This window comes from Halosimplex halobium (assembly GCF_051414055.1).
GTDB classification, from domain to species: Archaea; Halobacteriota; Halobacteria; order Halobacteriales; family Haloarculaceae; genus Halosimplex; species Halosimplex halobium.
Genome location: NZ_JBLKNX010000013.1, coordinates 132664 through 145688, shown reverse-complemented (window position 1 = coordinate 145688; position 13025 = coordinate 132664). Strand labels below are relative to the sequence as shown.

Genomic DNA, 13025 nt, shown 5'->3' with positions numbered 1-13025 from the left:
ACACGGGGGGCGGGGCCACCCGCACGCTCCGCCGTCGGCGACCGGGTCTCGGCGGCCGCTCAGTCGTCTGCGCTGAGGGCGCCCTCGTCGGCCTGAGCGTGCCAGAGGTCGGCGTAGTCGCCGCGTTCGGCGAGCAGTTCGTCGTGGGTGCCACGCTCGACGACCTCGCCGTCGTCCATGACGACGATGCGGTCGGCGTCGCGGATGGTCGAGAGGCGGTGGGCGATGACGAAGGCGGTGCGGTCCTCGACCAGCCGGTCGAGGCTCTCCTGGATGCGCTCCTCGGTCTCGGTGTCCACGTCGCTGGTCGCCTCGTCGAAGACGATGATCTCCGGGTCGTTCAGCAGCGCGCGGGCGATGGCGACCCGCTGGCGCTGGCCGCCCGAGAGCTTGATGCCCCGCTCGCCGATCTGGGTGTCGTACCCCTCCGGGAGGCCCCCGATGAACTCGTGCGCCTCGGCCGCGCGGGCAGCCTCGCGGACGCGCTCGCGGGCCGCCTCGTCGCCGGCTTCCTCGCCGTTCAGCACCTCGCGGTCCCCGTAGGCGATGTTCTCGGCGACAGTGCCCGAGAAGAGGTACGGCTGCTGCTCGACGACGCCGACGTGGTCGCGCAGCGCCTGCAGGCCGTACTCCCGCACGTCCCGGCCGTCCACGCGGACGACCCCCTCGTCGGGGTCGTGGAACCGCGGGACGAGTTTGAGGAGCGTCGACTTCCCGGCGCCCGTGGGGCCGGCGAGCCCGACCGTGTCCCCCGCGTCGATGTCGAGGTCCACGTCGCGGACCACGGGTTCCTCGTCGTAGGCGAAGGTCACGCCGTCGAACTCGACCGCGCCGTCGACGGACTCGGGGACGTACGGGTCCTCGGGGTCGGTCACCGTCGGCTCCTGGGCGAGCAGGCCGAACACGCGCTCGGCGCTGGACTTGGCGAGCTGGTACTTGTTGGCGGACTTGCCGACGCGGCGCATCGGGGAGTACAGCCGCCGCAGGTAGAGGAAGAAGACGGCGACGGTCCCGGCGGTCAGCGCGCTGGTCCCCGCGATGATGCCGCGGCCGGCGACGTACAGCGCGACGACGAAGACGACGCCGGTCACGAGCCGCAGCGCGGAGAAAAAGCCCCGGCGGATGCGCAGGGCGCCGACCTTCTCGTCGTGGTAGGTCTGGCTCTGGGCGGCGACGCGGTCGTGTTCGTAGTCGTAGCGGTCGAACGCCTTGATCACCGCCGCGCCGCTGAGGTTGTTCTCCAGCCGGGTGTTCAGCCGCGAGACCGTCTCGCGGATCGACTTGTAGCGCGGTTCGATCCAGCTGAGGAAGTACCAGGAGGCGACGCCGATGACGGGCACCGGCGCCAGCGCGATCAGCGCGAGTTTCGGCGAGTAGTAGGCCAGCACGGCCGCGATCCCCCCGACCGTCGCGACGACGCGGATGAACTGGCGGAACTCCGTGTTGAGAAACGCCTCCAGCCGGTTGATGTCGCTGTTGAGGATCGACATCATGCCGCCGGTCTGGTGGTCGGCGAAGAAGTCCATCGACAGCCGCTGGATGTGGTCGTAGCTGTCGTTGCGCAGGTCCCGCTGGACCTTCTGGGCGGTCGACTGCAGGAGATAGCGGGAGACGAACCGCGAGACCGACCGGACCAGATAGGCCAGCGCCGCGATGGCGACCAGCCGTTCGAGCAGCGCGAGCCGGGCGGCCTGCCCGGTGATCGTCCCGGCGGGCAGGAGCCCGAGCGTCGTCAGCAGTCCGGGGTCTGCCGACCCGCGGATCACGCGGTCGATGGCCGCGCCGACGATGATCGGCGGGACCAGCCGCGCGAGCCGCGTCAGGATCGAGGCCGCGACGCCGGCACTCAGCCGCGGCCAGTAGGCGGTCGCGTACCCCAGCAGCTGCCACATCGGGTTCCCGTCGAGGTTCTCCCTGACCCCCTCGAACCCCCCGTGTTCGTCGCTCATGCGAGCGAGTACGGCTCCGGACTGAAATATCCCGGGCTTGCAGCCAGCGGCGCCGGTTCGGGCGCGTCGGCGCGGCCCGTCCGTCCAACGGGGACAGGCGTCCAGTTCGATTATCGCCGGCGAAAATCCGGGAGTCAGCTATAACACCGCGGTCGGCGACGCTTCGGTATGATGGATACGTCGTCGATCGACGTGCTGCTCGTCGACGACAGCGGCTTCTTTCGCACGATCGTCTCCGACCGGCTTGGGGAGGCGGCGGACATCTCCGTGTGGAAGGCCGAAGACGGCGAACAGGCGCTGGCGACCCTCGACGAGCGGTCGGTCGACTGCGTCGTCAGCGACTTCGAGATGCCCGGGCTGAACGGGCTGGAACTGTACGAGCGCGTCGACGAGGAGTACGGCCTCCCCTTCATCCTCCTGACCGGGAAGGGCGACGAGCGGACGGCCAGCCGGGCGATCGGCGCGGGCGTCGACGACTACCTCCGGAAGGACGACATCGCCGAGGAGGGGCAACTGCAGCTGCTGGCCAACCGCATCGAGAACGTCGTCGCGCAGCGCCGGGCCAACGAGAAGTACGAGCTGCTGGTCAACAACACGCCCGACGAGATCACGCAGGTCGCCGTCGACGGGACGATCACGGCCGCCAACGAGGCGGCGGCCCGGTCGTTCGACACCACCCGCTCGGAGCTGACCGGGACGCACCTCTCGGACGTGCTGCCGACGGAGACCGCCGCCGGCCGCATCGAACACGGCCGGCGGGCGCTCACCGCGGGGTCGGCCGTCACCTTCCAGGACAGCTTCGGGGTCCGGCACTTCCACAACGTCGCCGCGCCGGTCAGCGTCGGCAGCGAGGCCGACTCCTTCCAGCTCATCACCCGCGACATCACCGAGCAGAAGCGCCGCGAGCGCGAGCTGGAGACCCGCACGGAGGAACTGGCGGTCATCAACCGGCTGGTCCGCCACGACATCAACAACGACATCCAGCTGCTGCTGGCCTGGGCGGACGGGATCGACCAGTACGTCGACGACGAGGACGGCCGTGAGTACGTCGAGCGCATCCAGGGGACCTGCGACCACATCGACGAGCTGACGACGATCGCCCGCGACTTCGTCGACAGTATCGGCGGCGACGGCGAGTTCACGCTGACCGCCGTCGACCTCCGGCACATCCTCGAAGACGAGATCGAGAAGGCCGACCGCCGCCACGACGAGTTGACCGTCTCGGTGGACGGCGAGGTCCCCCGTGTCTCGGTTCGCGCCAACGAGTTGCTCTCGTCGGTGTTCGGCAACCTGCTGAGCAACGCCGCCCGCCACAACGACGCCGCCGACCCCCGGGTCAGCGTCGGCGTCGAGGAGTCGACGACCGAGGTTACAGTCCGCTTCGCCGACAACGGCCCGGGCATCCCCGACTCGCAGAAAGACGCCGTCTTCGGCAAAGGGGAGATGGGGCCGGAGAGCCCCGGCACCGGGATCGGGCTCTACCTGGCGCACACGCTCGTCGACCAGTACGGCGGCGAGATCGAGGTGGGCGACAACGACCCGACGGGGTCGGTGTTCACCGTCACGCTGCCGAAACACGCCTGACGACCGCCGGCCGTCGCCGCCGACACCGCTACACGTAGATGTGGCCTTCCTCGCGGGGGCCGTGGCGGGGCGGGTCGGCACCGACCCGGCCGGCCGAGACGGCCGCGGCGAGGCTGTCGAGCGCGTCGTGGCTCGACTCGTAGGCGTCGCGGAAATTCCCGATGTCGACGCTACAGGCCTCGATGCCCTCGATGTTGGTCGCGCGGCGCTCGCGGTGGTCGCCCTTGTACCCCTCGCGGTAGAGGCCGAGCCAGCCGAAGGTGGCCGCGGGGTACACCTCGACGACGCGGGTGGCCGCCGGCCCCGACTGCATCGGCAGGACGGCGGCGTCGGGGTCGTCGGCCAGCCCCGCGAGGACGTTCCGGACCCCGTGGAAGGTCTGGTACTGGACGATCGAGTCGTAGGGACACAGCGCCGCGCGCCGGAGGTCGGTCTCGCGGCGCAGTTGCGCGGTGCCGTCGCCCGTGTAGGCCCGGGCGGTCGACCGGCAGGTCGAGGCGAACGTATCCGGGTCGTCCGGCCCGTCGCCGGTCAGCCACGCGACCAGGCCGCGCCAGGTACCGCAGCAGTGTTCGTCGAGCAGTGCTTTGGGGAGACTGAAGGGGAAGTCGAGCCCGACGACCGAGAAGTCGGTCGCCCGCTCGCGGAGGCCGGCGTGAGCGCGCTCGCGGTCGACGCCCCACTCGTCGGCCGCGCTGTAGCAGTCCTCGACGACCAGCCCCTCCCCCGTCGACCGCGCCTCCGTCAGCCACAGCGAGCGCCCCGCGTCGCTCGCGCCGCTGAAATCCACGCCCAGGACACGCGAACCCATACCACCCGTCTCTCACTCGCCCGATATGAATGTTCGGCTTCCCGGAACCGCCGTTCCACGACCCGGTGGTCGAAAACAGTATCCGTCGGCCGTCCGAACCCGCGGGTATGCCACCGACGAAGGAGGTCAAGTGTACGGCGGAGGACTGCTTCCTCGACATGTTCGAGAACCACTACACCTACGACGTGCCCGACGACCACGGCGTCTCCGACCTGTCCTGTCCGGTCTGTGGCGGCACAGACTGCCTCGAAGCGATAGAGCTGTAGCGGCCCCGCGGCCGTCCGCGGGTCGACGCCGACCTTCTTCTGTCCCGACGCCGCGGGCACAATCCTGAAGGCCGTACCGCCCTAACCGGCGGGTATGAACAAGCTGCGCGACATCGGCGAGTCGCTGGGCAACACTGTGCTGGAGAACGTCGGGCGGGCGATGGGCCGCGCCCAGGAGCGGACGCCGCTGCCAGTCGACCTCCTGGAGAGCGACGACGCCTACCTCGCGGTGTTCGACGCCCCGGGCGCCCAGGCGTCGGACGTGCAGGTGCAGTTCGACTCGGGGCTCGTTGAGGTCCGCATCGACCGGTTCCGCGGCTTCCACGAGGGCTTCGAGATGCGCTACCCCGGCCGCGGGCTTGCGCTGGACGGCCACGTCGAACTCCCCGCGGAGGCCCGGGTCGACGCCGACGCGGCCACCGCGACGCTGCGGGACAACGGCACGCTCGAAGTGCGCGTCCCGAAGGCCGAACCTGTCGACCCCGACACCGACGAGGCGCTGGAGGCCGACGAAGTCACCGAGGTCGGCGACGGGACCGACGCCGACGAGTTGGACGCCGAGGCCGAGTCCTCGGACGACACCGGCGACTCCGACGACAGCGACGACGAACAGTAGCGACGCGCTTTCGCCGCAGCGCGGTCCAGTCGCGGTCCCCTTCTCAGTCGTCGACGGTCATCCCCTCGACCACCTCGAACGCCTCGTCGCCGTCGAAGCGGGTCGGGTCGAAGGGAGCGACCCCGTCGCCGCCGAGCACTTGCTCCGCGACCCGCTCGGCCAGCGCCGGCGCGCGCATGAACCCGTGGCCGTGCCAGCCGGTCGCGACGTACAGCCCGTCGCGGATCTCCCCCAGCAGCGGGTCCCGGTCGGGCGTGGCCGTGCAGAGCCCGGCCCACGACCGACGAACGGCGAGGTCGTCGCCCCGGACGGAGCCGATCCCGTCGCGACAGACCGCGCCCAGCCAGTCGAGCGACGCACGCTCGAACTCGGGGTCGGCGCTCTCGTCGTAGTCGTCGGGGTCGAACTCCCGTTCCTGGGTACCGTCGCCGACGAGCAGGCCTCCCTCGCGGGGGCGTGCGTAGCGACTCTCGGTCGCGTCGTAGCAGGTGGGCACCCGCTCGCTCCCGTCGAGGGGGGCGGTCACGAGCGCCTGCACGCGGTAGGGTTTCATCGGGATCGGCACGTCGACCCCGGCGAGCAGGCGCTTCGTGTGGGGGCCCGCGGCGACGAGGATGGCGTCGAACCGCTCGGTCCCGGCGGCTGTCTCGACGGCCGTCCCGTCGTCGGCGAGTCGTGCGGGGGTCCCCGTCCGGAGGTCGGCGCCGGCCGCCGCGGCGCGCTCGCCCATCGCCGCGACGTACGCGGCGGGGTCGAGGTAGCCGGCGTCCCGGGCGAGCGCGGCGGCGGCTACGTCGTCGCCGGCGACGGCGGGGTACCGGTCGGCGAACTCGTCGGGATCCAGCGTCTCCACGTCGCGGCCGTTGGCGCGCATCCGCTCGGCGCTCTCGCGGACCGCCTCCGCACGGCGGTCGTCGCCGGCGCGGGCGAACCAGACGTACGGGTGGTCGACGAACTCGACGGCGCCCTCGGCGTCGAGTTCCCGAAAGCGCTCGACTGCGCGGGCGGCGACGGCGGCGTCGGTGTCCCCGGCGAAGGCGTCGTAGGCGATGCCGGCGGCGCGGCCGGAGGCGCCGCTCGCCAGTTCCTCGCGCTCGAAGAGGACGGCCTCGGCGTCGCGGGCGGCCAGGTCGCGGGCGGCGGTGACGCCCAGGGCGCCGCCGCCGACGACGGCGACGCGGGTCACAGGAACGGGTCGAGCCCGCGGGCTGGGTAGCCGACGATCCGGTCGGCGCCGGCGTCGCGGAGTTCGTCGACCCGGTCGGCCACCGTCTCGACGCCGCCGACGAGGCCGAAGTCGCGGACCGCCTGCGAGAGCACCTCGCGGGCGCGTCCCTCGGCCGTGGCGTCGGTCGGCGCGCCGTCGGGCAGCGCCGAGCGGACGGGGCCGCGCCGGGCGGCGTAGGCGCCCAGCGCGTCGAGGACGGCGTCCTCCTCGTCGGTCAGGACAGTCGGCGCGTAGAGGGCGATCTCGCCCTCGTAGCCCGCCTGCCGGAGCGCGCGCAGGCGGCGGTCGGTACCGGGCCCGAGGAGTTCGAACTGCGTGCCGCCGACGGCGAGGGCGACCCGCTCGATCCCCTCGGTGCCGACCCAGGGGTCCCGCGAGCGGGCCGCGGCCTCCCGGAGGCGGGGCGCGACTGCTCGCTCCTGCTCGGCCTCGGTGAGGTAGGCGGGGTGGCCGGCGACGAGCACCCGCCGGACCGACCCGGGCAGCGACTCGGCCAGATCCCGGTCGCCGAGGGGGTCGAAGCCGTCGGCGCGGACGGGTGTCGTGACGCGCAGCTCCTGCTCGTCGGCCAGCGCGGCGAGCGTCTCCGGCGACGGCAGGTGCTCGCGGCCCTCGTAGTCGACCGCGAGCGTGTCCACGGCGAGGTCGCGGGCCCGCTCGACCTCGACCTCGGCGGGTTTGATCGCGGCCGCGTCGATCCCTGCCTGCGCCAGCGTCGCGCCCTGGAGCATCCTACTCGTCCGCTATCGACTGGCGGGGAAAAGCTCTATCGCTTGGCGACGCCGCCCCCGACCGTTATGGTGTGTCGCCGCAAAGAGAAGAGCGACAGATGCTCACAGCGGGAGAGGCGGCGCCGGACTTTATCCTGCCCGGCACCGACGGCGAGGTCGTCCGCGAGTACATGCTCGCCGAACACACCCGGGACGGGCCGGTCGTCCTGGCGTTCTACCTGTTCGACTTCAACCCGGAGTGTACCGACCAGCTGTGTTCGATCGGGAACTTCGGCTGGTTCGACGTGCGCGAGGACGTGACGGTCCTCGGCGTCTCCCGCGACAGCGCCTTCAGCCACCGGGCGTTCGCCCGCGAGCACGACATCCCGTTCCCCCTGTTGTCCGACAGCGACGGCGCGGTCGCCGAGCGCTACGGCGTCCGGCTCGACGAGCTCGCCGGCCACCGCGACGTGTGCAACCGCGCGGTGTTCGTGGTCGACACCGACACGACGGTCCGCTACGCCTGGGCCGCCGACGACCCCGAGGGCCAGCCCCCCTGGCAGGAGGTCCGGACGGCGCTCGACGACCTGTAGCCCGGCCGCCGCCTGGATGTCGCGGCGACACCGCCGGTTGCGCTGCCGCTCAGTTCCGGCCGATGTCGCGGAAGGTGTCGACGATCTCCTCGAAGTCGGGGTGGGACTCCCGGAGCTGTCGGCCCAGCCGCTCGGCCTCGCGCTTGCGGCGTTCGTACTCGTCGCTGTCGGCCAGCTCCGCCGGAGTCAGCTCCGATTCGAGCACTTCGAGTTTCGAGACGACCGAGAAGAACTCCTCGAGTTTCGGGTCGCCCGACTGCCGGCTGTCGAGCTGCTGGTCGAGCGTCGTCAGCAGCGTCTCCGTCTCGATGGGCTTGGCGAGGTAGTCGTCGAAGTCCATCTCCAGGATGTTCAGGTCGGGGTCGACGGCGGTCGTCATCACGACGACGCAGTCGTAGCCCCGCTCGCGGATCTCCGCGAGCACCTCGTCGCCGTGGACCTCCGGCATCCGCCGGTCGAGCAGGACCGCGTCCACGTCCTCGTCCATCGACGCTAGGGCCTCGCGCCCCCCGTAGGCGACCCGCGTCTCGTAACGGTCGCGGACCTTCAGCGCGAGCACGTCCGCTACCTCCCGCTCGTCGTCCACGACGAGGACGGTCGGTCGACCGTCGGCGCTCGGTGACACTGTTCTACCCACGCTGGGGTCCCTGCGGGTTTCACTCTGTTGGCCCGAGTCCCACGTCTCGATCCGGCGGGTCGCGACCCGCCCGGTCCCGACTCCCAGCTCCTCCCGGTCCCTGCCTCCCCGCACGGGTTCCGGCCGGGCGGTCCGTCGCTCTCGCCGACAACGTTATGTGTGAACAAGTACCATGGTACGTCGGGGATACCGATGTCACAGCACCCAGACTGGTTCCGCAGTGCGGACGCAGCGATACTCGACCACCTCTCCGAGGAGCGGCCGACGTACGTGCCGCTGCTTGCGAACCGTCTGGGGATGCCGACGGACTACGCCCGCCAGCGCGTCGACCGGCTCGTCGAGCGCGACCTGGTCGAGCCGGTGACCGCGGAGACCGTCTACCGGATCACCGAGCGCGGCGAGCGGCGGCTGGCCGCCTACACCGAGCGCGAGGGCGCGCCCGAGCCCGGCCTCGTCGTCGGCAACTGAGCGGCGCTCCCGCCGGCGCGGGCCGCCGGCGATTCTCCGTGTCGCCCGCCGCGAGTCACCGCTTTTCCCGCCGCTCGTAGAGGACGAGCCCGACCATCGAGAGCGCCTCCTCGCCGTCGGCCTCGGTCGTGATACGGACCGAGACGAGTCCCGACTCGTCGTCCCAGTCGTCTTTGTCGACGATCTCGGTCGTCACCGTGAGTTCGTCGCCGGGTCTGACCGGGCGGCGCCACCGGAGTTCGTCGACACCGAGCGCGCCCCGGGTCGCACCGTCGGAGAGGTGGCCGTCGACGAGCAGCCGCATCGTCATCGCGGCGGTGTGCCAGCCACTGGCGACCAGCCCGCCGAACGGCGAGTCGGCGGCCGCCTCGGGGTCGGTGTGGAACGGCTGAGGGTCGTAGCGCTCGGCGAACTCCGTGATCTCCGCCGCGGTCACCTCGTAGCTGCCGTGCTCGCCCGTGTCACCGACGCGCACGTCCTCGAAGTATTCCATCGGCCGGGGGTACGCGCGGCCGGCTGAAAAGCCCTCCAGCCGCCCCCCTCCGGTCGGACGCGGAGCTATCGGGAGAACGGCGTCGGTCGAAGAACGGAGGGCGTCGCGAGCGGTCGGGGTCGACCGAGCGAATCGGCAGTGGGCCGACCGTCAGGGCGAGACGGCGGCCGTCCCGTTGCCGGCGGTGGCGTTCCCGGAGTCGCCCGCGCCGTTCTCGTCGAGCCACGTCTGGAACTCCTCCTGGGTGCGCACCTCGACGGTGCCGAGCATCTGGGAGTGGCCGACGCCGCAGTACTCGGCGCAGTAGAGCTGGTGTTCGCCCGTGTCGGTCGCCTCGGTGATCAGGTAGTTCGACTGGCCGGGGAACGCGTCCTGTTTCAGCCCCATCGAGGGGACGTGGAACGCGTGCAGCCAGTCCGTCGAGGTGATGTTCAGCCGCACCGGCCGGTCGGTCGGCAGGACCAGCGTGTTGGCGTTCGTGACGCCGGACTCGGGGTACTCGAACTGCCAGTTGTACTTCTGGGCGGTCACCTGGACTTCGAGCGCCTCCTCACCGCCCTCGGTGAGCGAGTCCACGTCGGTGTCGGGCGTGGCGGTGACGAACGGGTCGGCGAGCACCTGGTAGGAGGCGACGCCGACGAACAGCAGGATGATGGCCGTCGCGACCGTCCAGGTGATCTCGAGGCGGCGGTTCTCCTTGGTCGGGAGCGGCGACTCGTTGTTCCGGAACTTCCAGACCGTGTAGAAGAGGATCGCCTCCACGAGGATGGTGATCGGGACGGCGATGTACATGAGCTGGTTGTTCAGGTTCCAGATGAGCCGCTCGGTGGTCGTGTCGGCCGACTGGGCGGCGGCGGGCTCGACCGCTACCGCCGCCAGGGCGGCCGCGAACAGCGTCAGGAGTGCGACGCGCTTACCCTTCATTGATCTCGGCTTGGGATTGTCCGCATATTAACGTGCTGAATCCGGCGCGGTGTCCGACGTTGGCGGGACGACGGACCTGGGTCTTTCCCCGAACGTATGCGGCCGCCTCGGGCGGTCCCGGTCGCGAAGCGCGAACACTAAGTGCGAACGCCCCAAAGTCGGGGCAACAGCGGACTCTCATGTTCGGACGCGCCTCCCGACCGTCGTTCCCGAGCCTGCTCGCAGCGACGGCGATGGGCGTCTACCTGCTCGTCGCCGCCGGCGCCACGGCGGCGGTCGCCGACGCCGCCCGCGCGTGTACGTCGTGGCCGGTCTGTCGCGGCCCGGTCACGCTCGCCGACCCCGCACTGCTCGTCGCCTGGGGCCACCGCGTCGTGGCCCTGCTCGTCGGCGTCCTCGCGGTCGCGGCCGCCGTCGCCGCCGTCCGCGACCGTGCGGCGATCCGCGGGCGCGTGCTCGCCGCGCTCGCGCTCGCCCTGGTCCTGTTCCCGGTCCAGGTCGCCATCGGGGCCCTCGTCGTCACGAGCGGCCCGACCGCCGCGCTGACCGGCGCCCACCTCGCCGTCGGGATGGTCCTGTTCACCGCGCTCGTGGTCGCGCTCGCGTGGGAACTCGAACCCGAGACCACCGACGCGCCCGACGAGGGGTGGGCCGTCGAACCAGGCGTCGACGACGCCGCCGACGGCTCCGAACCAGCCGAGGACACGCCCGCGGAGCCGACCACCGCGCCCGCGGACCTGCCGCTCCGGACGCGCGTGACCGCCACCGCGGCGGCGTACTTCCGGCTCACGAAACCGCGGCTGATGTGGCTGCTCTGTCTCGTCGCCGCCGCCGGGATGGCGCTGGCCGCCACGGGCCCGCCCAACCTGACCGTGCGGACGATCGTCCTGACGCTCGGCGGGGGCGTCCTCGCCATCGGCGCCTCGGGCACGTTCAACCACGTCCTCGAACGCGAGAAGGACAAGAAGATGGACCGCACGTCCGACCGCCCCATCGCGACCCACCAGATCCCGGTCCGCCGGGCGGTCGCGTTCGGCCTGACGCTCGCCGCGGCCTCGCTGGCCGTGTTCGCCCAGCTGAACCCCCTTGCGGCCGCGCTCGGCCTCTCGGCGATCCTCTTCTACAGCGTCGTCTACACGCTCGTGCTCAAGCCCAACACCGTCCAGAACACGGTCATCGGCGGGTTCGCCGGAGCGCTGCCGGCGCTGATCGGCTGGGCGGCCGTCACCGGCGAGGTCGGCCTCCCCGGCGCGGCGCTGGCGGGGGTCATCTTCCTGTGGACGCCCGCGCACTTCTACAACCTCGCGCTGGCGTACAAGGACGACTACGCGAAGGGCGGGTTCCCGATGATGCCGGTCGTCCGCGGCGAGGCCGCGACCCGCAAGCACATCCTCTACTACCTGGCGGCGACGCTGGTCGCCGCGGTCGCGCTCGCGGAGCTGGCCTCGCTCGGGTGGGTGTACGCGGCGACGACCTGCGTCTTCGGCGGCGTCTTCCTCTGGGCGGTCCTCCGGCTGCACCGCGAGCGCACCGAGTCGGCGGCGTTCCGCGCGTTCCACGCCTCCAACGCCTACCTCGGGGCGCTGCTGGTCGCCATCGTCGTCGACGCCCTGGCGGTCTGATCCCATGGCCACCGTCGATACCACTTCCCTGACCGACCGCTTCCGCCCCCGCCGCGAGACGCTGCTGTGGGGCGCCCTGCTCGTCAACACCGAACTGCTCCTCCTGCTGGCCTACGCCGCCCTCGGGTCGGCCGACCTGCTCTCGGCGCGGGGCCTGCGCCTGTGGATCTACCCGTTCGTCTGGATCAACGCCTCGGTCTGGGCGGTCGCGCGGACCGACATCGCGTCCGCTTCGGGCCGGAACCGCGCTCTCGCCGCTGCACTCGCCGTCGGCTACTTCGGCGTCCTCGCCTACACCGGCGGGCTGGTCGGCCCCGGCCACGAGTCGCTCGGGTTCGGTGTCGCGCTGGCGAGTCTCCCGCCGGGGTGGGCACCCGCCGTCACCTACAACGGCATGGGCGTCTCGCTGGTGCTGATCCCCTACAAGGTGGTCGGCTACCTCACGCTCGCCTACCTCGTGTACGCCACTATCCTCGACGCCGCCGGCTCGGCGGTGACGGGCGTGCTGGGCCTGCTCTCCTGCGTCTCCTGTAGCTGGCCGGTGCTCGCGTCGATCGCGACGGGCGTCGTCGGCAGCGGCTCCGGCATCGCCGCCGCGGTCTCGGCGGGCTCGTACGGCATCTCCACCGTCGTCTTCGTCGCCACCGTGGCGCTGCTGGTCTGGCGCCCCTTCGGTCGTGACTGAGCGACTTCGATTGGGTCTCGTGTGGATGTCTCGGCCGGTTCTTGCCGATCTGGTTCGGGAGGACGAGTAACTGTGACCGTGCTCGGCGGTGGGCGCTGAGAACTCCTGGCCCGCTCGCTAGCTGTCAGGTCTACCGCAGGAGACAGCAAGCGATGAAAGCACTCGACGCGCTCGCTCTGAATCGGATCGACTGCCTGGGACAGCAAGCGATGAAAGCCCTCGACGCGCTCGCGGTCGCTGAGTCGGGATATCCGCGCTCTCCGCACCGCCCGCTCACGGCACAGCCGTTCGCTTCGAGGCGCGAGCGCCTCGCACCGCGCGGATAGTGCCCGCTCAGGCGACTACACGAGCGCGAGCGCGCCTCGCCCTTTCAGTCCACCGGGAGAGCAAGCTCTCCCGAGCCCGCGCTCACACGTTCGCGCGGACGCCAGGACCGCAA

Annotated in this window: 14 protein-coding genes; 7 read left to right on the top strand and 7 right to left on the bottom strand. The window is 71.4% G+C overall.

What is annotated here, in order from left to right; translation table 11 throughout:
* Positions 1-59 precede the first annotated feature (59 nt).
* Entirely contained in the window at positions 60-1949 is a 1890-nt protein-coding gene (locus ACMGFG_RS14750; RefSeq protein ID WP_436931085.1) for an ABC transporter ATP-binding protein, read from the bottom strand.
* 168 nt (positions 1950-2117) lie between these two features.
* Here ACMGFG_RS14750 and ACMGFG_RS14745 point away from each other — a divergent pair, with 168 nt between their 5' ends.
* The gene (locus tag ACMGFG_RS14745; protein WP_436931084.1) at positions 2118-3533 is read left to right on the top strand and encodes a sensor histidine kinase; all 1416 of its coding nucleotides are present in this window, start codon (positions 2118-2120) and stop codon (positions 3531-3533) included.
* Positions 3534-3561: 28 nt separating this feature from the next.
* On the opposite strand, the gene ACMGFG_RS14740 is transcribed toward ACMGFG_RS14745, so the two are convergent.
* Positions 3562-4344 carry a DUF429 domain-containing protein gene (locus ACMGFG_RS14740; RefSeq protein ID WP_436931083.1) on the bottom strand — a complete coding sequence of 261 codons (783 nt, stop codon included), beginning with the start codon at positions 4342-4344 and terminating at the stop codon, positions 3562-3564.
* 107 nt (positions 4345-4451) lie between these two features.
* Between ACMGFG_RS14740 and ACMGFG_RS14735 the strand changes: the two genes are divergently transcribed.
* Positions 4452-4610 carry a DUF7559 family protein gene (locus tag ACMGFG_RS14735; protein WP_436931082.1) on the top strand — a complete coding sequence of 53 codons (159 nt, stop codon included), beginning with the start codon at positions 4452-4454 and terminating at the stop codon, positions 4608-4610.
* 94 nt (positions 4611-4704) lie between these two features.
* Entirely contained in the window at positions 4705-5226 is a 522-nt protein-coding gene (locus tag ACMGFG_RS14730) for an Hsp20/alpha crystallin family protein (protein ID WP_436931081.1), read from the top strand.
* Between the two features lie 43 nt (positions 5227-5269).
* On the opposite strand, the gene ACMGFG_RS14725 is transcribed toward ACMGFG_RS14730, so the two are convergent.
* Entirely contained in the window at positions 5270-6412 is a 1143-nt protein-coding gene (locus ACMGFG_RS14725; protein ID WP_436931080.1) for an NAD(P)/FAD-dependent oxidoreductase, read from the bottom strand.
* On the bottom strand, positions 6409-7185 hold the full coding sequence (locus ACMGFG_RS14720; RefSeq protein ID WP_436931079.1) for a DUF7388 family protein: 777 nt from the start codon (positions 7183-7185) through the stop codon (positions 6409-6411). Before ACMGFG_RS14720 ends, ACMGFG_RS14725 begins: the two co-directional genes overlap by 4 nt.
* Positions 7186-7283: 98 nt before the next feature.
* Between ACMGFG_RS14720 and ACMGFG_RS14715 the strand changes: the two genes are divergently transcribed.
* Complete coding sequence (locus ACMGFG_RS14715) at positions 7284-7757, top strand: redoxin domain-containing protein (protein WP_436931078.1); 474 nt, start codon at positions 7284-7286, stop codon at positions 7755-7757.
* Between the two features lie 49 nt (positions 7758-7806).
* Here the strand turns inward: ACMGFG_RS14715 and ACMGFG_RS14710 are convergent, their stop codons facing one another.
* The gene (locus ACMGFG_RS14710) at positions 7807-8382 is read right to left on the bottom strand and encodes a response regulator transcription factor (RefSeq protein WP_436931077.1); all 576 of its coding nucleotides are present in this window, start codon (positions 8380-8382) and stop codon (positions 7807-7809) included.
* Between the two features lie 204 nt (positions 8383-8586).
* On the opposite strand from ACMGFG_RS14710, the gene ACMGFG_RS14705 reads away from it, so the two are divergent.
* The gene (locus tag ACMGFG_RS14705) at positions 8587-8862 is read left to right on the top strand and encodes a hypothetical protein (RefSeq protein ID WP_436931076.1); all 276 of its coding nucleotides are present in this window, start codon (positions 8587-8589) and stop codon (positions 8860-8862) included.
* Between the two features lie 55 nt (positions 8863-8917).
* Here the strand turns inward: ACMGFG_RS14705 and ACMGFG_RS14700 are convergent, their stop codons facing one another.
* Both ACMGFG_RS14700 and coxB read right to left on the bottom strand, forming a co-directional pair.
* Positions 8918-9355 carry a MaoC family dehydratase gene (locus ACMGFG_RS14700; RefSeq protein WP_436931075.1) on the bottom strand — a complete coding sequence of 146 codons (438 nt, stop codon included), beginning with the start codon at positions 9353-9355 and terminating at the stop codon, positions 8918-8920.
* A gap of 150 nt (positions 9356-9505) precedes the next feature.
* Positions 9506-10279: a cytochrome c oxidase subunit II gene (gene coxB / locus ACMGFG_RS14695; RefSeq protein ID WP_436931074.1), complete on the bottom strand. Its 774-nt coding sequence runs from the start codon at positions 10277-10279 to the stop codon at positions 9506-9508.
* A gap of 179 nt (positions 10280-10458) precedes the next feature.
* On the opposite strand from coxB, the gene ACMGFG_RS14690 reads away from it, so the two are divergent.
* Positions 10459-11901, top strand: coding sequence for a heme o synthase (locus tag ACMGFG_RS14690; protein ID WP_436931073.1), 1443 nt, complete (start codon positions 10459-10461; stop codon positions 11899-11901).
* A gap of 4 nt (positions 11902-11905) precedes the next feature.
* Positions 11906-12586, top strand: a complete 681-nt coding sequence (locus tag ACMGFG_RS14685; protein WP_436931072.1) for a DUF7546 family protein — start codon at positions 11906-11908, stop codon at positions 12584-12586.
* Positions 12587-13025: the final 439 nt, after the last annotated feature.

Excerpts from the sequence above, each read along its gene's own strand:
- ACMGFG_RS14730 (WP_436931081.1), top strand. The coding sequence starts at position 4,705 with ATGAACAAGCTGCGCGACATCGGCGAGTCGCTGGGCAACACTGTGCTG.
- ACMGFG_RS14745 (WP_436931084.1), top strand. The coding sequence starts at position 2,118 with ATGATGGATACGTCGTCGATCGACGTGCTGCTCGTCGACGACAGCGGC.
- ACMGFG_RS14715 (WP_436931078.1), top strand. The coding sequence starts at position 7,284 with ATGCTCACAGCGGGAGAGGCGGCGCCGGACTTTATCCTGCCCGGCACC.
- ACMGFG_RS14750 (WP_436931085.1), bottom strand. The coding sequence starts at position 1,949 with ATGAGCGACGAACACGGGGGGTTCGAGGGGGTCAGGGAGAACCTCGAC.
- coxB (WP_436931074.1), bottom strand. The coding sequence starts at position 10,279 with ATGAAGGGTAAGCGCGTCGCACTCCTGACGCTGTTCGCGGCCGCCCTG.
- ACMGFG_RS14720 (WP_436931079.1), bottom strand. The coding sequence starts at position 7,185 with ATGCTCCAGGGCGCGACGCTGGCGCAGGCAGGGATCGACGCGGCCGCG.
- ACMGFG_RS14740 (WP_436931083.1), bottom strand. The coding sequence starts at position 4,344 with ATGGGTTCGCGTGTCCTGGGCGTGGATTTCAGCGGCGCGAGCGACGCG.
- ACMGFG_RS14690 (WP_436931073.1), top strand. The coding sequence starts at position 10,459 with ATGTTCGGACGCGCCTCCCGACCGTCGTTCCCGAGCCTGCTCGCAGCG.
- ACMGFG_RS14735 (WP_436931082.1), top strand. The coding sequence starts at position 4,452 with ATGCCACCGACGAAGGAGGTCAAGTGTACGGCGGAGGACTGCTTCCTC.
- ACMGFG_RS14700 (WP_436931075.1), bottom strand. The coding sequence starts at position 9,355 with ATGGAATACTTCGAGGACGTGCGCGTCGGTGACACGGGCGAGCACGGC.
- ACMGFG_RS14685 (WP_436931072.1), top strand. The coding sequence starts at position 11,906 with ATGGCCACCGTCGATACCACTTCCCTGACCGACCGCTTCCGCCCCCGC.
- ACMGFG_RS14705 (WP_436931076.1), top strand. The coding sequence starts at position 8,587 with ATGTCACAGCACCCAGACTGGTTCCGCAGTGCGGACGCAGCGATACTC.